The organism is Moraxella sp. CTOTU49097, from assembly GCF_032064105.1.
Lineage (GTDB): Bacteria > Pseudomonadota > Gammaproteobacteria > Pseudomonadales > Moraxellaceae > Faucicola > Faucicola osloensis_B.
The window spans coordinates 1-19,205 of the sequence record NZ_DAMBOA010000004.1; the positions used below are offsets into that span (position 1 = coordinate 1).

General features: G+C 46.3%; 16 protein-coding genes and 1 pseudogene. 11 read left to right on the top strand and 6 right to left on the bottom strand.

Translation table 11 applies throughout. The annotated features are described in order from the left end of the window. From RT064_RS03695 to urtE, 8 genes and pseudogenes are all read left to right on the top strand, one after another. The coding region (locus RT064_RS03695; protein ID WP_313061600.1) for an urease accessory protein UreF at positions 1-795 on the top strand (795 nt) is incomplete at its 5' end. Between the two features lie 34 nt (positions 796-829). Next, positions 830-1,531, top strand: a complete 702-nt coding sequence (gene ureG, locus RT064_RS03700; RefSeq protein WP_313061602.1) for an urease accessory protein UreG — start codon at positions 830-832, stop codon at positions 1,529-1,531. Positions 1,532-1,558: 27 nt separating this feature from the next. Next, a complete protein-coding gene (locus RT064_RS03705) occupies positions 1,559-2,215 on the top strand; it encodes a HupE/UreJ family protein (protein WP_313061604.1) in 657 nt (218 codons plus the stop codon). 560 nt (positions 2,216-2,775) lie between these two features. Next, positions 2,776-4,029, top strand: a complete 1,254-nt coding sequence (gene urtA / locus RT064_RS03710) for an urea ABC transporter substrate-binding protein (RefSeq protein ID WP_313061958.1) — start codon at positions 2,776-2,778, stop codon at positions 4,027-4,029. A 310-nt stretch (positions 4,030-4,339) separates the two neighbouring features. Beyond that, on the top strand, positions 4,340-5,977 hold the full coding sequence (urtB, locus tag RT064_RS03715) for an urea ABC transporter permease subunit UrtB (protein WP_313061962.1): 1,638 nt from the start codon (positions 4,340-4,342) through the stop codon (positions 5,975-5,977). An 18-nt stretch (positions 5,978-5,995) separates the two neighbouring features. Next, positions 5,996-7,042: pseudogene (gene urtC / locus RT064_RS03720) on the top strand (urea ABC transporter permease subunit UrtC); the annotation flags it as partial. A 231-nt stretch (positions 7,043-7,273) separates the two neighbouring features. After that, positions 7,274-8,092, top strand: coding sequence for an urea ABC transporter ATP-binding protein UrtD (urtD, locus tag RT064_RS03725; protein WP_313061615.1), 819 nt, complete (start codon positions 7,274-7,276; stop codon positions 8,090-8,092). Between the two features lie 9 nt (positions 8,093-8,101). Then, positions 8,102-8,800: an urea ABC transporter ATP-binding subunit UrtE gene (gene urtE, locus RT064_RS03730; protein ID WP_050325608.1), complete on the top strand. Its 699-nt coding sequence runs from the start codon at positions 8,102-8,104 to the stop codon at positions 8,798-8,800. Between the two features lie 117 nt (positions 8,801-8,917). Here the strand turns inward: urtE and fumC are convergent, their stop codons facing one another. Beyond that, positions 8,918-10,333 carry a class II fumarate hydratase gene (gene fumC / locus RT064_RS03735; protein WP_313061620.1) on the bottom strand — a complete coding sequence of 472 codons (1,416 nt, stop codon included), beginning with the start codon at positions 10,331-10,333 and terminating at the stop codon, positions 8,918-8,920. Between the two features lie 414 nt (positions 10,334-10,747). Between fumC and RT064_RS03740 the strand changes: the two genes are divergently transcribed. The 3 genes from RT064_RS03740 to RT064_RS03750 all read left to right on the top strand — a co-directional run bounded on the left by RT064_RS03740 (position 10,748) and on the right by RT064_RS03750 (position 12,987). Then, complete coding sequence (locus RT064_RS03740) at positions 10,748-12,124, top strand: MATE family efflux transporter (protein WP_313061623.1); 1,377 nt, start codon at positions 10,748-10,750, stop codon at positions 12,122-12,124. 2 nt (positions 12,125-12,126) lie between these two features. After that, positions 12,127-12,258 carry a hypothetical protein gene (locus RT064_RS03745; RefSeq protein WP_313061627.1) on the top strand — a complete coding sequence of 44 codons (132 nt, stop codon included), beginning with the start codon at positions 12,127-12,129 and terminating at the stop codon, positions 12,256-12,258. Positions 12,259-12,423: 165 nt separating this feature from the next. After that, positions 12,424-12,987 carry a MarR family winged helix-turn-helix transcriptional regulator gene (locus RT064_RS03750; RefSeq protein ID WP_313061631.1) on the top strand — a complete coding sequence of 188 codons (564 nt, stop codon included), beginning with the start codon at positions 12,424-12,426 and terminating at the stop codon, positions 12,985-12,987. A gap of 60 nt (positions 12,988-13,047) precedes the next feature. On the opposite strand, the gene RT064_RS03755 is transcribed toward RT064_RS03750, so the two are convergent. The 5 genes from RT064_RS03755 to RT064_RS03775 form a co-directional block, all read right to left on the bottom strand. Next, the gene (locus tag RT064_RS03755; protein WP_313061635.1) at positions 13,048-13,704 is read right to left on the bottom strand and encodes a trimeric intracellular cation channel family protein; all 657 of its coding nucleotides are present in this window, start codon (positions 13,702-13,704) and stop codon (positions 13,048-13,050) included. A gap of 303 nt (positions 13,705-14,007) precedes the next feature. After that, the gene (locus tag RT064_RS03760) at positions 14,008-14,745 is read right to left on the bottom strand and encodes a proteasome-type protease (RefSeq protein WP_282841646.1); all 738 of its coding nucleotides are present in this window, start codon (positions 14,743-14,745) and stop codon (positions 14,008-14,010) included. 59 nt (positions 14,746-14,804) lie between these two features. Further along, complete coding sequence (locus RT064_RS03765) at positions 14,805-15,656, bottom strand: transglutaminase family protein (RefSeq protein WP_201665353.1); 852 nt, start codon at positions 15,654-15,656, stop codon at positions 14,805-14,807. A 60-nt stretch (positions 15,657-15,716) separates the two neighbouring features. Next, positions 15,717-17,867 carry a circularly permuted type 2 ATP-grasp protein gene (locus tag RT064_RS03770; protein WP_076774730.1) on the bottom strand — a complete coding sequence of 717 codons (2,151 nt, stop codon included), beginning with the start codon at positions 17,865-17,867 and terminating at the stop codon, positions 15,717-15,719. Between the two features lie 507 nt (positions 17,868-18,374). Further along, the coding region (locus RT064_RS03775) for a LysR family transcriptional regulator (RefSeq protein ID WP_313061640.1) at positions 18,375-19,205 on the bottom strand (831 nt) is incomplete at its 5' end.

Here is a 19,205-nt window from a genome sequence, read left to right on the forward strand (position 1 = left end):
CCGCCACAACAATTGCTTAAGCTGATGATGCTGGCGTCGAGCAATTTGCCGATTGGCAGTTATACCTATTCCCAAGGCATAGAGTCTGCCATTGAGCAAGGCTTTATCCATGATGAAGCCAGTAGTTTGGCGTTTTTGCAGGCGTATCAGCAAGAGGTTTTACTCAATTTTGAATTGCCGCTGATGGCAAGTATGATGCAGCTATCAGCGCAAACAACCCACCACAGCTTGGTGGATAGTCTAGCCAATTTTTATGGGGCAAGCCGTGATAGCCATGAGTTTTTATTAGAGAGTCAACAATTGGCGCAGGCATTTTGTGCCTGGCTCGATGGCGTGCTTGACCTTGAGATGCCACAAGATTGGATAACGCAAGGCTATTTACCGTTATTCGCTCGCTTGGCGTATTTTTGGCAACTGCCGATAGCCGATAGCCTGACGACCTATGCGTTTGCTCAAATGGAAAATCTGACCTTGGCGATTGTCAAAACCTTACCGCTGGGACAAATGGCAGGGCAGCGTATTATTTGGCAATTGGGGCAAGCGATGGATGAACCGATTGCCAAGCTTTGCCAAACGCAAGCCAGCAAAGTCAAAACGGCATTAACAGCCATCCATCATCGGCAAGCGGTTGTGGCTAAGCTACAAGACATTGCGCCACAATTTTTACAGGCACAGCAGCAAGCCCAAACATTACTGATTTTAATTAACCACTTGCAACTATCAGCGTCTGTACCGTCGTTGGCAGAATTATCCTGTCATCATGAACAACAATATAGTCGTCTGTTTCGTTCCTAAACCCTGTCTTTAATATCATTTACAAGGAAACCCCATGACTGGCTTTACCCAAAAAAAACCTACCCAAGAGCCTCGCTTATCCCCGTTACGCCTTGGCATTGGCGGGCCTGTTGGCTCTGGCAAAACCGCTTTGACCTTGAGTCTGTGTCGCCGTCTCAAAGATGTGTACAACATGGCGGTGATTACCAACGATATTTATACCAAAGAAGATTCGGAGTTTTTGACCCGCCATGATGCCATGCCCGCTGAGCGGATTATCGGCGTGGAAACGGGCGGCTGTCCGCACACGGCGATTCGTGAAGATGCGTCGATTAATCTTAATGCCGTGGCCACCTTGCAAAATCGCTTTGACGGTCTTGAGCTGATTATCATTGAGTCGGGCGGTGATAACTTGGCGGCGACCTTTAGCCCAGAGTTGTCGGATTTAACCATTTATGTGATTGATGTGAGTGCAGGCGATAAAATCCCCCGCAAAGGTGGTCCCGGGATTACCAAATCAGATTTGCTGATTATCAATAAAACCGACCTTGCGCCACTCGTGGGCGCGGATTTGTCGATTATGGACAAAGACGCCAAAAAAATGCGCGGCGATAAACCGTTTGTGTTTAGCAACATGAAAACTCAAGACGGTTTGGATGACATTATCAAATTTATCCAACAACAGGGCATGCTAAGAGCGCTAGAGATTCCGTCACAGCCGGTACAACATTTACCAAGCTCAAGCGAAAATATGTAAAAAATGCGATAAAATCAAGGAGAAATAATGAAATCTTTAACCCAAAAAGCAACCCAAAAAACGGCGTTGGCAGCCGCGCTTTTTAGCCTTTCAAGTATGGCAGTGGCGCATGTCGGTCATGGTTTAACCCATCATGCAGGTGCAAGTTCGGTAGATTTAATGGCTGCCGTCACCGCAGGGCTCATGCATCCTATCTCAGGTCTTGACCACGTGGTGCTTGCGGTTGGCATGGGCATGGTGTTTGCCCGTCACAAAAAACTGGGTCTAGGCTTATTGGTGACGAGCTTACTGTTAGGCTTTGCTTTGGTGCAACTATCTCATGTGGCGATTGGCTCATCGATTATTGAAGGTGCAATTTTGCTATCGGTGGTGTTGACAGCGGTCGCAGTTTTGGCGCAGCGCACCAAGATAGCACAAGCCAATCAGAAAAGCTTTTCGCTCATGATGGCGATTAGCTTATTTGGTTTGACGCTATTTCATGGGATGGCCCATGCCGTGGAGATGCCAGTCAGTAGCGTGAGTCAAGGCTTTGGCTTAGGCATGATAACCGCGATGTCCGCCTTGTTTGCTGTGGGTGCAGGGGTGATGAATTGGGTAAAAGCACAATCTCATGCGCATCCAAAACTGTCTTGGCTACCTTCAATCATGGCGGCATTGGGTATGGCACTGGTATTGGCTAACTAGCGATTAACAACATCTTTGAAAAAAAGTGCAAGCTGTCTGGCTTGCACTTTTTTTATGCAAGAAACTGGATAATGTCATAAAGACACTGGTGATAAAGCGTTGTTTAGCGACAATCAATGCTAGAGCAATGCCAGATAAATGACAGATGAATGGTAATAGTGCAAAAAACCATTCCAGTTCATCAGATTGGTGAAATCGCTATGGTTGCCAGAGTTTGCCCATTTTTTACCTAGTAGCAGCATTTAGCCAATAGGCGATTGTTTAAAATAAATTTTTTTAAATTTAGTAATTCAACTATTTGATTTAATTTCTAAAATTTTCAAAAATAGCTTTTAACAGGCAGATTGGCACACTAATTGAATTGTCATTATTGTCAGTTAAGACAACCAGCAACCGATAGCCAAAGCCTATCCGTTACGCTCTACCTTAAAACGGCAATCCATCTATTTTAGGAGTGACACATGTTAGACAAAAAAACCACCGAGCTAACCACGACTGAGCGTCAATTAAGCCGTCGTGCATTTGGCAGATCCTTGGTTGCCCTAGCGGTAACGGGCAGTATGATGTTGACAGGTTGTTCAAAACCGCAATCATCAAGTGACGCCAAACCAGCCAGTGGCACGTCAACCACTGCTACCACAGGTAGTGCACCTGCCCCTAGCAATGGTGATACCATCAAAGTGGGTATCTTACATTCACTCTCAGGTACCATGGCAATCTCTGAAACATCGCTCAAAGACACCGCATTGATGGCGATTGATGAAATCAATGCCAAAGGTGGGGTGATGGGTAAAAAACTTGAGCCTGTGGTTGTCGACCCTGCTTCAGACTGGCCATTGTTCGCCGAAAAAACGCGCCAGCTGCTGACACAAGACAAAGTCGCGGTTATTTTTGGTTGCTGGACATCGGTTTCTCGTAAGTCCGTGTTGCCTGTGGTTGAAGAATTAAACGGCTTATTATTCTACCCTGTGCAGTACGAAGGACAAGAGCAGTCCAAAAACATCTTTTATACCGGCGCCGCGCCCAACCAACAAGCCATTCCTGCGGTTGAGTACTTGATGTCACCAGAAGGCGGCGGTGCCAAACGCTTTGTGCTATTGGGTACTGACTATGTGTATCCCCGTACCACTAATAAGATTTTACGGGCGTTTTTAAAGTCTAAAGGTGTGGCAGATAGCGACATCATGGAAGAATATACCCCATTTGGCTTTAACAACTACCAAACCATCGTGGGGAATATTAAAAAATTCTCAGCGGGTAAAAAGACCGCCGTTATCTCCACCATCAATGGCGACTCAAACGTCCCCTTCTATCGTGAGCTTGGTAACCAAGGCATTAAAGCGGCGGATATTCCTGTGATGGCGTTCTCTGTGGGCGAAGAAGAACTTCGCGGTATCGACACCACCCCATTAGTCGGACACTTGGCAGCATGGAACTACTTTCAATCGGTCAAAAACCCTGTAAACATCAAGTTTGTGAACGCTTATAAAAAATACGCCATTGACCACAAACTGCCAAATGCCGATAAAGTCGTGACCAATGACCCAATGGAAGCTACCTATGTGGGTATCAATATGTGGAAACAAGCGGTTGAAAAAGCGGGCTCCACCGACGTGGATAAAGTCCGTGCTGCCATGGCAGGTCAAAGCTTTGCCGCGCCATCGGGCTACACGCTAACCATGGATGCCGAAAATCACCATTTACACAAGCCTGTGATGATCGGGCAAATCCGTGCCGATGGTCAGTTTGATGTGGTTTACAAAACCAAAGATGCCATTAAAGCGGAACCTTGGAGTCCTTATATTCCAAAATAAGTATCCCAAAATAAGTATGACGAAATAAGCCTTTCCAATAAGCTTGAATGAAGTTAACAATCGATGTTGTAACAGCCATACCGCGCATCAATACCCCAGCTGGTATGGCTTATTTTTTTGCCAAAATTTTACGATTTCACCTTTTATTGATTTAAACATTGATCCGTCACACCACCAAACAGATGGACTAATCATAAAGATTAATCATACAAACTAAGGAGCGACCATCATGCTCAATGGTAATCATTCTCTCGGGCAGTTTTTGCAAAAAAGTAAAAAAATTGTGCTCGGCATGTCGCTAGCGACCACGATGGGCATTGCGTTGCCAAGCGTGAGTAATGCACAGGCAAGTACTGCTTCGGCAACTACGATAACCAGTACAGTAACCACAGCAGCCCCAACTACCGCAGCCACAAGCACCACAGCCAGCGCAGGCGATGATATTCAAAAATTCGTAGCCGCCGATTTTGCGGGGCGTCAAGCCATGCTCAACAACTGGACAGGCACCAGCCAATCCTATGACAAACTGGTCGAGCTGATTAACAAAGACGAGCTGTACCGTGATGATGCCGGCAATGTCTATACCCTAGAAAACACCGACCAACTCTACAGTTATCCTGCGCATACTTTGGTAAGCAATTGGCCAAGCGACCTAAACCAAGTCACACTCAATAACGCGCTGCGTTCGGCGTTGACCCTAGGACAAACCAAAGCCAAACTCAAATCCGACGATGCCAGCGAGCGCCTTAAAGCGGTGGATATCCTAGCTGACAATATCGCCACGCTCGATAAAAAAACCGTTGCCGATATTTATGCCAATGAAAAAGACAGTACGGTAAAAGCAGCATTGGCGCAACTGCAAGCGCGTATGGATTTGCAATCGGGCGATGAGATGACCCAGATTGCGGCATTAAAAACCTTGGCGTCTAGTAACAGCCCCGATGTGTTAGCCGATATCGAAGGGATGGCAAAACAAACCAGCCATTCACCCGAGCTCAAACAAGCCTTACAAACGACCCAAGACAAAGTCAAATCGCGTATCAAAGCCAGTGAGTGGACAGGACATGTGTTTTCTGGCTTCAGCACCGCCAGTATTTTGTTGTTGGCGGCGTTGGGACTTGCCATTACTTACGGTCTATTGGGTGTCATTAACATGGCGCATGGTGAGCTCATCATGATTGGTGCCTATACCACTTATGTGGTGCAAAGTTTTTTTAAGAGCCATTTGGCAGGCTATGTCGATTGGTACATGCTTGCCGCGATTCCACTGGCGTTTTTGGTGAGCGCCGTTATTGGCATGATTATTGAGCGGGTGGTGATACGTCCGCTGTATGGCAGACAGCTAGAAACCTTGCTTGCCACTTTTGGCGTGAGTTTGATTCTGATGCAGTTAGTTCGCATGATTTTTGGGGCGCAAAACGTCGAAGTCTCCAATATTTCATGGCTAAGCGGTGCTGTTGCTTTGACCCCAAGCTTGATGCTGCCATACAACCGTATTGCCATTATCGGTTTTACCATTATCATATTGTTATTACTGGTGTTTTTACTCAAATACACCCGCTTTGGTCTGTTTGTACGTGCCGTGACCCAAAACCGGCAAATGGCGCGCGCGGTGGGTATTCGCTCGGCGCGTGTCGATATGATGGCGTTTGGGCTCGGCTCTGGCTTGGCAGGTTTGGCAGGCTGCGCTTTAGCGCAAGTGGGCAACGTCGGTCCTGATTTGGGGCAAAACTACATCATCGATGCTTTCTTGGTGGTGGTAGTCGGCGGTGTCGGTCAAATTTGGGGGGCAGTACTGGCAGCCTTAGGTCTAGGCGTGAGTGGCACCGTGCTTGAGATTGGCATGGGTGCGGTGATTGCCAAAATTATTTTGTTGGTGCTGGTGGTGCTATTTATCCAAAAACGCCCACAAGGTCTGTTTGCCCTTAAAGGTCGCTTTGTCGAGTAATCATTGGAGAGTGAAAGAATGCGTATTTTACAATTATTTGCAGATAAACCAGTGAGTCGCTTGGCAATTATGGGCTTTTTTGCGGTGTTGATGGTGTTGCCTTGGTTGCACTTGCTGCCTGCCGATTCAGCGCTGCATTTATCCGCTTATTGGGTCACTTTGATTGGCAAAATCATGTGTCTGGCGATGGTTGCTTTGGCACTGGATTTGGTATGGGGATATGCGGGGATTTTGAGCCTTGGGCATGGTTTGTACTTTGCCCTTGGCGGGTATGCAATGGGGATGTATCTGATGCGCCAAGCATCAGGCAATAGCTTACCCGAGTTTATGCGGTTTTTGAGCTGGGATAAAATGCCTTGGTTTTGGGCAGGCACGGACAACTTTGCTTGGGCGGCGATATTGGTCGTGCTGGTGCCGGCAGTGGTGGCTTTTATATTTGGGTTTTTTGCCTTTCGCTCAAAAATCAAAGACGTGTATTTCTCGATTATCACCCAAGCCATGGTGTTTGCCGCATCACTCTTATTTTTCCGTAACGAAACTGGGTTTGGCGGTAACAACGGTTTTACCGGGTTTAAAACCATCTTGGGCATGGACATCGCTGCTCCCATGACACGCACCTTGCTATGTTTTGCCACCGCATTCGTGCTGATGCTTGCCTACCTTGGCTTGCGTTATTTGATGCACAAGCCGTATGGTCGCGTATTGGGCGCCGTGCGTGATAGCGAAAATCGTTTGCAATACCTTGGCTACCGTACCCTATGGTACAAGCTATCCGCATGGGTGTTATCGGCGATTATCGCAGGGATTGCTGGCGCGTTGTATGTGCCACAAGTGGGCATTATCAACCCCAGCGAGATGAACCCTGTCAACTCGATTGAAATGGCGGTCTGGGTCGCCACAGGTGGACGCGGCACGCTGATTGGGGCGATATTGGGCGCAGGTGTGGTCAATGCGGTGAAAACTTACTTCACCGTGGCATATCCCGAAGCTTGGCTATTGATTTTGGGCGGGTTGTTTGTGGTCGTCACCTTGTTTTTACCCAAAGGCATTATTGGTCTATTGGACAACATCACGCATGGCAAAAAAACGGTCGAGCCAAGCGTAAAAAATATGGAAACAGCCATGCAAACAAACATTGAAACAAACGCAGAAGCAAAAAAAGAATCTTAGGCGGCAGGGGCTTCAGGGGCGGCAGCGGCGTCATGCTGACCGCCTGCAACGCAGTAGTTAGTTTGATTATACCCGATGACTAGTACCCTATAAACACCCCATTAATAACACATCAAAGAGTCTGTTATGAATACCAACGATAATAATATCAATGACTTTGCTGAGAGCAACTACGGACGGCTAAAGTCACCAGAAGCGGATTTTAGCAAAGGCATTGCTCTATATATGGAAGATGTCAGCGTGTGGTTTGATAAATTTCGCGCCTTAAACAACTTATCTTTGTACATCAAAGAAGGCGAGCTGCGCTGTATCATCGGACCTAACGGTGCGGGTAAAACCACGCTGATGGACGTGATTACCGGTAAAACTCGCCCCACAGAAGGGTCAGTGTATTTTGGACAAACCCACAATCTTGCCAGCATGACCACCGAGCAAATTGCCGAAGCTGGCATTGGGCGAAAATTTCAAAAACCCACGGTGTTTGAAAATTTTACCGTCATGGAAAACCTACTGCTTGCCGCACCCAAAGACAAGCGGGTCAAAAAAAGCCTGTTTAGCAAGCTTGACCCGGATGCCCAAAATGCCCTCGACCAGACTTTAGCGAAGATTCGCTTGGGTGAGTTTGTCAATAAACCTGCAGGATTGTTGTCGCACGGGCAAAAACAATGGCTGGAGATTGGGATGCTACTGATGCAGCGCCCCAAGCTGATTTTGCTCGATGAGCCAGTCGCAGGCATGACCGATGCCGAAACCGAACGCACCGCCGAGCTATGTTTGGAGCTCAAAAAAGACCACACCTTGGTGGTGGTTGAGCATGACATGAGCTTTATAGACACCATCAGTGAGCAAGTGACGGTATTGGCACAAGGGGCGATTTTGGCAGAAGGGACGCTTGCTGAAGTACAAGCCAACGACGATGTCATCGAAAAATATTTAGGGCGATAGGGGATAGCGATGTTAGAAGTAAACACAATCAATCAATATTATGGCGGTAGTCATATTTTGCGCGATGTCAGTTTGACCGCGCCTGTGGGAGAGTGTTCTGTGGTACTCGGTCGCAATGGCGTGGGTAAAACCACACTGTTAAAGTGCCTGATGGGGGTTTTACCGATTAAATCGGGTCAAATTTTGCTCGATGGCAAAGACATCAGCAAATTATCGCCCGAAAACCGTGTGCGCGCAGGCATGGCGTATGTGCCACAAGGGCGAGATATTTTTTCAACCTTAACCGTAGAAGAAAATATCTTGATTGGCATGGCAAAGTTTAAAGGTAGCAAAGCCAAAAAAGTCCCGAACCATTTGTACGAGATTTTTCCTGTGCTCGATGAAATGAGCCAGCGCCGGGGCGGTGACTTGTCAGGCGGTCAACAACAACAATTAGCGATAGCAAGGGCGCTAGCATCTGAGCCACGGGTGCTGATTTTGGACGAGCCGACCGAAGGGATTCAGCCATCGATTATCAAAGATATCGGACGGGTGATTCGTCGCTTGGCTGACCAAGGCGATATGGCGATTATTTTGGTCGAGCAGTTTTATGACTTTGCCGAAGAACTTGCCGACAACTATACGGTTATGGCACGGGGACAAGTCATTGCCCAAGGCATGGGCGGTGATATGCCAGAAAAAGGCATCAGGGAGCTAGTGGCAATTTAGTAAATAGCGAAAGATTGCGTGAATTAGCTTTTAGCCAGATGGCTGTCATCTGGCTAAAAAGTTTTTGATAAAAATTGATTGATTAAAGAGTGAGATTGCGCTGCATTAACCTTCACATTACTTTGGACTAGTCATGGCTTCAGGTTTGACCCACTCATCAAATTGGGCGTCAGTCAATAAACCTAACTCAACGGCAACTTGTTTTAAGGTTTTATTTTCTTTATAAGCAGTTTTGGCAATTTTTGCTGCATTTTCATAGCCGACATGGCGATTAAGCGCGGTGACTAACATCAATGAGTTGTGTAGGAAATAGTCAATTTTTTCTGTCACAGGCTCGATGCCTACCGCGCAATGGTCATTGAAGCTGTCACAGGTATCGGCAAGTAAGCGAATCGATTGTAGTAGGTTGTAGCCAATGACTGGCATAAACACATTGAGTTCAAAATTACCCGATGCCCCCGCCATATTGATGGTGACATCGTTACCCATCACTTGCGCCACGACCATCGTCATGGCTTCAGACTGGGTTGGATTGACTTTACCTGGCATGATGGAGGAGCCTGGCTCATTTTCAGGGATTTTAAGCTCGCCAATCCCACATCTAGGACCTGAAGCCAGCCAGCGCACATCATTGGCAATTTTATTGAGGCTTGCTGCCAAGGTTTTTAGGGCACCTGAGGCAAAAACTTCAGCATCTCTTGCCGCTAACGCTTCAAATTTATTGGGCGCCGTGACAAAAGGCACATCAGTCAACGCAGCTAAGGTTTGCGCGACCTGCTCGGCATAGTCAGGGTGAGCGTTTAGTCCTGTACCGACTGCAGTACCGCCTAAAGGCAGTTCATACAGACCTTGTAGCGCGGCATCTAGACGAATGAGCGCATGATCTAACTGACTGACATAGCCGCTAAACTCCTGTCCTAGCGTCAAAGGCGTGGCGTCTTGCAGATGGGTACGTCCGATTTTCACAATGCCAGCAAACTGCTCAGATTTGCTTGCTAAGGTGTCACGCAGTTTTTGTACCGCAGGGATAAGCAGATAGACAATCTGACGCGCCGCCGCTACCCGAATCGCGGTGGGAAAGCTGTCATTGGTAGATTGGGCATGATTGACATCGTCATTGGGATGAATCGGCTGATAACTACCTTTGCTTTGACCGGCAAGTTCATTGGCGCGGTTGGCAATCACTTCATTCATGTTCATATTTGACTGGGTGCCAGAGCCTGTCTGCCAAACCACCAAAGGAAATTGGTCACGCAATGCCCCGTTGATGATTTCATCGGCGGCCTGCACGATAAGGTCACGTTTATCATCACTGATACGCCCTAATTTGGCATTGGTAATGGCTGCGGCTTTTTTGACCAGTGCCATGGCTTCAATCAGCGGCTGTGGTAAGGTTTCGCCACCGATTTTAAAGTTATTGCGACTACGCTCGGTTTGCGCGCCCCAGTAGGCATCTATAGGGACGTTGACGGCGCCCATGGTGTCTTTTTCGCTGCGAAATTGCTGGGTATCGGTTTGGTTGTCGGTTGTCATTATTGTTCTCTTTTTTAGTGAATTTTTTGATTCTGTCATTATCAAAGTGGCTGGTTATCGCCACTTATGCACCAAAGCACAGGGTAAAGTTTAACAGAGTTATTGCCCATAAAAGTTTGAGAATATGTGTCGTTTGTTATCTTTGTTAAAGTAAGCGGTAAAATGAGGGGTGATAACGAAAGATAGTTAACATTTTATTGCGATATGTTGTTGAGCAATCGTTTACTATGAATAAAATTTTGCCAGCGTCGGTAGATTTTTAGCATTTTAATACGCTTTGGGTTGATATCTAACATTGTAAAAACTTACTTATCAAGTGGGTAGTAAAAAAATAATTAAAATAGCCATCGTTATCATTATTGTCATTAAACAATTATCATTAAGAAGCAATTATCATTAAGCAAATTTGACGGTATGAAAAAATCACAACAACTTCCAGATTTTAGTTCGGTCGGCACGCTATGGCGACCGTTTTTGTTTTTCTTGTTGCCTTTACTGCTGACCAATATCTTGCAATCGCTGTCAGGGACGATTAATACCATTTTTGTTGGGCAGATGCTAGGGGTACAGGCGATTGCTGCCGTATCAGTGTTTGCCCCCGTGCTGTTTTTTTTGATGGCGTTTATCATCGGTATTGCTTCAGGCTCATCAATTTTGGTAGGGCAGGCTTGGGGTGCCAAAGACTTGGATTTGGTCAAACGAATTACGGGCAATAGCTTTGCAATTATTTTGATATTAGGGGTAATGATTGCGATTGCTGGTAGCTTGCTTAGTCAATTTATCATTATACAGATGGGTGTCCCTGGTGAGATTCAAGGCTTGGCAAACCGTTATGCCAAGTTGATGTTGGCAGGAAGTCCGCTACTGTTTTTATTTATCGCTTATACTTCGTTATTGCGCGGGGTTGGCGATTCGGTGACGCCTCTGTTTGCCGTGGGTATTTCCATTGTGATTGGGATTGTGGTGACGCCTGCGCTCATTCAAGGTTGGTTTGGGCTACCCAAGCTCGATATCCAAGCCCCTGCGATTGCGACTTTATTGTCACAGTTATTGGTATTACTGTTTTTGTTTTTTTATACCCGTGCCAAAAATCACCCCTTACAAATTGATACTCAATTGCTCAAATATATACGCGTCCAACCTGATATCGCGCGTAAAGTGATTCGGCTGGGGTTGCCTACAGCGTTTCAGATGGTGACAGGTGCGATATCTGGCTTGGTGATTATTGGGCTGGTCAATGGCTTTGGTACCAATGCCACCGCAGCTTATGGCGCAGTCAACCAAGTGTTGAGCTATGTGCAGTTTCCTGCTATGTCGATTGCGATAGCGGCGTCAATCTATGCCTCGCAAGCGATTGGCGCAGGTAAAGCGACAGCCCTAAACTGCGTCACTCGCACCGCCATGATGACCAATCTCATTATTACTGGGGGGTTGATTATTTTGGCGTATCTTTTTTCCCGTTATTTGATGGCGATGTTTATCACGGTGGAAGGCGTGATTGTACTGGCACAGCAGTTATTACATATTGTGTTATGGAGTTTGCTTTTTTTTAGCAGTGGCATGATTTTTAGTGGCATGATGCGCGCGACTGGGATGGTGTGGCAGCCTATGTTTATCAGTATCGGCACTATCTTATTGGTAGAGATTCCCAGTGCGATTTTACTCAGTCATCATTTTGGACTGCAGGGCATTTGGTGGGCGTATGTCGCGAACTTTATAGTGATGAGTGTCTTACAAGGCTTGTATTACCAATTTGTTTGGAAGAAAAAAGCGGTCGAGCGATTGGTGTAAGCTTGATTGTTTTTAATAGCGACTTAGCCGTCATTGACGAGAAGATGGATATCGACGATGGGCTACCATCAAATGGGGTTGTTAAAAATTTTGTCATGGTGGCGACCGCTATCAACCCCATCAATCAAGCCTAATGAATTAAAGGAATCAAACTGAAGCAATCAAAGTTATCTTCCTTTATTTAATAGGCGGGCTATAATCAACGAACTATGCGGGGTTTTGCTGAGCAACTGGTATGGGAAATGCAGGCTTTCGGCTATACTGTGGAATAAATCATCTGACAAAAGTAAGCCATCTTTATGCCGACATCGACTATTGCTCACAACACCCATACGCCAAACTTAGATAGCGACAGTGAGATGTCGCTGTATCATTATCTTGCAGCGGCAGCGCTTGATATCCCAACCCCAACCGGTAATCATGCTTATCTGACGTACAAGCTTGACGTCATCAAAATCCTTGTGCTCAATGCCGCCGAGCCATTGTACCGTAAAGCTTGCGGGCTGCGAGTCAAAGAAATACGTCTACTTAGACTGATTCATGATTACCCAAATATCACCTCAAGCGAACTTAAAGTAAAATTGGTACTGGATAAAACGCTGTTATCCAAATATTTAGCAGGGCTTAAGCAGCGCGGTATGATAGAAAAAATTCCCGATAAACAAGATAACCGTATTCAGCAGCTACGCTTGACGGCGGCAGGTGAGCAGGCGTGGCAAACTTGTGAGACGATTGGTCGCGGGCTTGAAGCAAAGTTTTTTCATCAGATGAGTGGTCAGGAATGGGATCAGCTGCATCGTCTGCTTGATAAAGCCTTGAATTCATTAACGGATTGGCACAGCCAAGCCACCTCCGATGACTGACAAATCTGACAGCTACTAAGTCTGATGGCTACCTAATCTGTTAACTACCCAGTCTGATGGCTAAGCGGCGCTTTTTTTCCAACCGGGTAAACGATAATTAAACGCCAGCGCGGCAATACGCAGCCCTGTGGTAGTGACGGTACTGATAAACATAATCACCCAAGCGGCAAGCGAGCTGTACACCGCCAAAATCGCATACACCCAGCCGCCAACCAAGGCGCACATGGCATACGGACGATGGTCAAAAAACGCGGTGGGCATCTCACCACAGGCGATATCACGCATCACTCCGCCAAATACCCCAGTAATAATCCCCATGATGACTGACACCGCCATCGGCATACCGCTTGCCAGTGACGCTTGTACCGCAGAGGCGACGAACAAGCCCAACCCTAACGCATCTGCCAATTGAATCGCCGCAGGTGTGATACGAAACGGGCGGCGGCTATTGACTAGCATCACCACAATACAAAGCGCAAACACTAGCCATAACATCAGCTCTTGGGACACCCAAAAAAACGGCCGCCGCTCTAGCAAAATATCACGCAGCGTACCACCCCCATACGCCGATAAAAATCCCAGCACCGCTACTCCAAACATATCCATACGTTTGCGCACGCCTGCCAAGATACCTGACAAGGCAAAAGCAATCGTGCCGATGACTTCTACGGCGATTCTAAGTGATTCACCCCAAGGTGCCAAATCAGTTAGCTGCATAGCATAAAAACCAAACAATCATAAAAAATCACATCATACCATACCCACCAAAATTATCGCCTACCAAAAACCCAAGGCATTTGCATTATCTATGGCAAGGCAATTGAACTATAGCAATTCAATTGCATACGAGAGGTCGATATAGACGGGAGCACATTATGTTTCGAGAGCGGTATATGCCAAAAACGGTATAACCAAAAGCGCGGTATAACCAAAAACGCGGTATAAACCGACAGGGGATGACACAGTGACGAACCTGCTAGCTGGTTTGACGTGGGTTTATTTTTAACTGTGTGAGAGCTGCTATTGCCAATAGCTCATCGGTGAGTCTTCAAGTTCATTTAGAATTTTTCTCAGTCCATCTGACCAGTGTTGGCGGATGCTGGCAAAGTATTCATCGTTTTCATCAATGCGATACCCTTGTGGCATCTGTAGACTGTCATTGTGATAGACCAACACATCAATCGGCATACCGACGGATAAGTTGGAGCGGATGGTTGAATCAAAAGAAATCAGAATGGCTCGCATTGCTGATTTGAGTGATGCGTCATAATTCATGGAACGGTCTAAAATAGGTTTGCCGTATTTACTTTCACCTAACTGGAAAAAAGGCGTATCGGTCGTTGCTCTGATGCAATTGCCTTCAGGGTAGATAAAATAAATTTCGGGGGATTGCCCCTTGATTTGCCCACCCAAAATAAAACTGCTTCTAAACTTGGTATCCGTTTCTTGTGCGATGGTCTGGGCATGGATGGTGGTTTCTCGCAGGCATTCACCCACCAATTGCGCGGCATCATACAGGGTAGGGACGGTATGCAAATTGCGCTCTTGCGCAAGTTTGATGGCGTTATCTAATTTGGTAAATACCGCTTGTGACGTAGCCAAGTTGCCGGCGGTTTGTAGCACCAAAAACCGCTCGCCTTCAATGCCGTATTGATACATTTTGCGAAACATCGATACTTGGTCTACGCCCGCATTGGTGCGAGTATCACTGGCGAAAATCATCCCGTCTTTGAGTCTGATACCCACACAATAGGTCATGGTTGTTCCTTTTTAGCAAATACTGGTTTAGCAAATATTGGTGAATCAATAGTGGCAAATTACTGCTGCGCTGCAAACTGCGCGTTAAGCTGCGGTATGTACTGGGGGCTTGTAGATACCATGACTTGACTATACAGTCGCTCGTCACCGCCCCCTGTTCTCACCCCGCGCACGGGCGCCGCATCGGCATAGTCACGCCCAAAGGCGATGTAAACATGGGAGTTGGGGGTAAAATGTTGGTTAGAGATATCAAAAGTGTACCAATTACCCGCAAGCCAGACTTCTGCCCAGGCATGGCTTGCCATATGCGCTTGGGTTGCCTCATAAATATAACCCGATACATAGCGCGCTGCAATGCCTTTATCCCGTAGCAGTGCCAAAAATACATGGGTATGGTCTTGGCACACTCCAGCCGCCATCGCAAACGCTTGCTCTGCTGTGGTGCCGACATGGGTCACGCTTTTGGTATAAGGCATTTTATCGAGCAAGTCTTTTGCCAATGACTTGAGGATGGCTAACTGCGCATCGATGTCCTCACTTTGCAAAAACTGCTCAAGCGCGTCATGGGCAAAGTCACGCATGGCTTCGGAGCATTGGGTCAGCTTGGTGGGTACGGCAAAAATCTGATACGGTACTTGCTGATTGTCAGGGATAAATAAGGTATCAGCGTTAATTTCCACTTCGCCAAAGGCTTGAATTTGCAAGTTGTTGTGCGGTTCGTGACGGCTTAGGGTGAGCCATTGGTTGCCAAAGCCATCCGTTTGCATTTGTGCGACTTTAGGCAGCATTACTTGCCAGTTATGGATAGTTTGGTGAGGCAGTGTCATCGGCGTCATGCGGATGTATTGCACACTGCGTAAGGCAAGTTGTTCATAAAAATAATTGGTTTGGTGGCTGATTATAAGTCTCATTGTACTCTCACTAACTGCTTATTTTTGTCAAAATGATGGTAGTCATCTAATAGATTTGGCTTATACACCTTGCTGTAAAATATTTGAAAACGCACCCGATAGTGACTGAAAATCTTTTGGTTGATTAGACTTTAACAGTTGATTGACCAATCGATCCAGCTCACGCCAGCGGGTGTTTTCTGGCAAGGTGTTAACAACTTCTTTAAGTTTTTGCACGCACTCACGGCAATCTTTTTTCATCAATATATGACAGTCCAGCGATTCAAAACACTGTCCGAGTTGCCAAAACGTGACCACAATCGGGTTTTCTTGTTGCATCGACGCATTGCAGGCATATAGCTGTAGGCTAGCAGCGCGGTACGCTCCTGTATTGGCTAACCGTTTGATAAGGTTATAAAGTTCAGCCGTATCTTTACCAATAACGCCTTTGACGTCTTGGACATTTTGCTCGATAAAGCCAATGGTTTCGGGCACCTTTTTGTTGGCAAGGTAGTCATACAAGGCATCGGCATCGGCTGAAATCGGCAAGCCAAGATTGTGCACGATGGCATCGACGTCTGTTTGGCTGCACTGGTCATTTGACAGCCGTGTAATGATTTGTTCGTAGTAGCGTAAGCGCTCACTGTATCGACCTAGCCATACTAAGTAGCTCGCTGTTGATAACAGCAAAATTAAGCGATTATGGTTGATATTTTCATACGCCAATAAAGTCGATGATTGCGATTTTCGTTCATGGTTGGTTTGAATGGTACCCAAATGAGCGGTGCCTTGTTTGCCGCTGAGTTTGCCATTGACGGTATCGACCACCCAAGTGTCTTTGACCCCACCGCCTTGGGATGAGTTGACCACCAATGAGCCTTCGGTCATTGCCACCCGCGTCAATCCGCCTGGTACAATATCCACCGTACCATCGCCATGTGACAATACAAAAGGACGCAAATCAATATGGCGCGGTGCGATGCCACTGGCAACCGCGGTTGGGTTGGTGGACAAGCTAATGGTCGGCTGGGCGATAAACCCTGCTGGGTTGTCTAGTAAGCGTTTGCGGTAAGCGGCAATTTGTTCTTTGCTTGACGTCGGTCCTATCAGCATCCCATATCCCCCCGACCCCTGCGTTTCTTTTATCACCAACTCTGGCATATGGTCGAGCACATATGCCAACTCATCGGCATCACTGCATTGATAAGTTTGCACATTGGGTAAAATCGGTTTTTCACCCAAATAATATTCAATCATCTTGGGTACAAACGGATACAGGCTTTTATCGTCAGCAATGCCTGTGCCTGGGGCGTTGGTTATCACCACATTGCCTGCACGATAGGCGCTCATCAGCCCTGACACCCCCAAGATTGAATCGGGTAAAAACGCCAACGGGTCCAAAAATGGGTCGTCAATACGGCGATAAATCACATCCACTTGTACCTTGCCGCGTACCCCTTGGATGTAGACATGGTTGTTTTCTACAATCAAATCATAGCCATGCACCAAGGGCACATTCATTTCACGCGCCAAAAACGCATGTTCATAATAGGCACTGTTAAAACGCCCTGGGGTGAGTACCACGATTTGTGGGTCGTATTTGTTGGTGGTACTTGATAGACACGCCTTTAACCGTTTTGGATAGTCCGCCACCGGCAACACCGATTGAGATTGGTAGAGTTTGCTTAGTAGGGTTTGCGACACGTTGCGGCTCTCGAGCATATAAGAGACGCCAGAAGGGGTGCGTAAGTTGTCCTCGAGCACACAATATTGTCCGTGCTGGTCGCGAATCAAATCAATGCCGCTGATATGGGCATAGACGGGTTTATCCAAGTTGATACCCAGCATCCACGGCTCGTAGCCACTGTTTTTAAACACAAACTCGCTTGGCACAATGCCTTCTTTGACAATCGTCTGTTCGTGATAAATATCATGGATAAATTGATTGAGCGCGCGGATACGTTGTTGGCAGCCTTGTTCCATCACTTGCCATTCTTGGATATCAATGATGCGCGGGATGATATCAAAGGGTATCATGCGCTCAATGTTGCTGGCATCGCTATACACAGTGAAGGTCACACCGCGGCGATAAAAAATGTCCGATGCTTGGTTATTCAAACTAATTAACGTGTCTGAATTCATCTCTTGAAGCCAAGCACCCACCTGTTGTGCCGAGTGTCTATATTGCCCATCGGCGAGTTGCAGTTCATCAAATGCTTTGGCAATTGGCATTATTGGCTCCTTATTCATGACAAAAGATGGAATAGTTTTTGCCTCACGATGGCAGACATTTTCTTGATAAATTATTAAATAATTCATCAAGTTTCGTGCCAAAAAAACAAAGCGAAAGGCAGTTAAATAATTGAAAAATAGATTAAAAATTACTCAATTTTGCACCAAAATTAATCGAATTATTAAAGTTGGTGCAGTGTAAAACAAAAAATTTATGCCATAGGCGCATAAAAATCATGACATGAACCAAATTGATGCAAAAGAAATATTTTGGTGAAAAATTAAACGAATATTTTTCTACTAAATTGTTGTTATATTAAAATTATTTTTATTAAAAATTATTGCAATACATAATCAGATAATGCGCATACTAATAGCAATAGTCAATACCCAACTTGTACAATTCAAACAACCTGAACTAGTCGGATGCCGGCTTCGTTGCCCAATCGACGCTAAAGCTCATCACCTAAAAGATAAAAGCAGTTAACAGGCTAATCGTTTTTTACGCTAATCGTTTTGTATTAAGTTCTCCCCCAAAAAATCAATGAATAAGCGTATTTTTAAATTTAAAAATGCCCGATTCATATAGACCGCATAGATTGATACGCTGCTAAATGGCTGCTCAAACAATTTGACCAGTCGTCCTTGCGCAATCTCATCCTCAATCAGCCATTCGGGCAATATCGCAGCGCCCATGCCTGCCAGCGCCATCTGTGCCATCATCACGGTGTTATTACTGCTGTTATAGGGTTTGAGTGGGGTTGCCATGTGCGTATAGTTGGGTAAAATCCCTGGCAAGTTACTGAGCGCCTCTGCAGACGTAGGCGGTTCGTGCTGCGCAAGAAAACGCGGACTTGCGACATAATAAAAATCTATTTTGCCCAGCGGTTTCACAATCAAATTATCTTGTGGCGTGTTGACCACCCGCAGGGCTAGGTCATAGCCCGCAGCAATCAAATCGGTGAAGCGATTTTCCAAATCAACCGTTAGCTCAATTTTTGGGTAATCTTGCTGGAATTTGGCAAGCAGATTGACAAAATAGGGCGTGGCAAACCATACCGGTGCAATGATTCGCAGTTTTCCTTCCGGCAATACACTGCCATCGTGTGCCTTGGTTTTTGCCTGCTGCAAAATATCTAGGGCGTGTACCGCTTCTGCGTAGTATTGTTGACCGACTTCAGTGAGGCTCAAATTACGGTTGTTGCGATGTAGCAGCTTGGCTTGCACATAGGCTTCAAGGTGTTGTAAGTGTTTGCTGGTCATGGCAAGCGACATATCGAGTGCATCAGCGGCTTTGGTAAAACTGCCTTTTTCTACGATGGTGCGAAACACTTGCAA

Excerpts from the sequence above, each read along its gene's own strand:
- urtE (WP_050325608.1), top strand. The coding sequence starts at position 8,102 with ATGTTAGAAGTAAACACAATCAATCAATATTATGGCGGTAGTCATATT.
- urtD (WP_313061615.1), top strand. The coding sequence starts at position 7,274 with ATGAATACCAACGATAATAATATCAATGACTTTGCTGAGAGCAACTAC.
- RT064_RS03740 (WP_313061623.1), top strand. The coding sequence starts at position 10,748 with ATGAAAAAATCACAACAACTTCCAGATTTTAGTTCGGTCGGCACGCTA.
- RT064_RS03755 (WP_313061635.1), bottom strand. The coding sequence starts at position 13,704 with ATGCAGCTAACTGATTTGGCACCTTGGGGTGAATCACTTAGAATCGCC.
- RT064_RS03760 (WP_282841646.1), bottom strand. The coding sequence starts at position 14,745 with ATGACCTATTGTGTGGGTATCAGACTCAAAGACGGGATGATTTTCGCC.
- urtB (WP_313061962.1), top strand. The coding sequence starts at position 4,340 with ATGGGCATTGCGTTGCCAAGCGTGAGTAATGCACAGGCAAGTACTGCT.
- urtA (WP_313061958.1), top strand. The coding sequence starts at position 2,776 with ATGATGTTGACAGGTTGTTCAAAACCGCAATCATCAAGTGACGCCAAA.
- RT064_RS03770 (WP_076774730.1), bottom strand. The coding sequence starts at position 17,867 with ATGCCAATTGCCAAAGCATTTGATGAACTGCAACTCGCCGATGGGCAA.
- RT064_RS03765 (WP_201665353.1), bottom strand. The coding sequence starts at position 15,656 with ATGAGACTTATAATCAGCCACCAAACCAATTATTTTTATGAACAACTT.
- RT064_RS03705 (WP_313061604.1), top strand. The coding sequence starts at position 1,559 with ATGAAATCTTTAACCCAAAAAGCAACCCAAAAAACGGCGTTGGCAGCC.
- fumC (WP_313061620.1), bottom strand. The coding sequence starts at position 10,333 with ATGACAACCGACAACCAAACCGATACCCAGCAATTTCGCAGCGAAAAA.
- ureG (WP_313061602.1), top strand. The coding sequence starts at position 830 with ATGACTGGCTTTACCCAAAAAAAACCTACCCAAGAGCCTCGCTTATCC.
- RT064_RS03750 (WP_313061631.1), top strand. The coding sequence starts at position 12,424 with ATGCCGACATCGACTATTGCTCACAACACCCATACGCCAAACTTAGAT.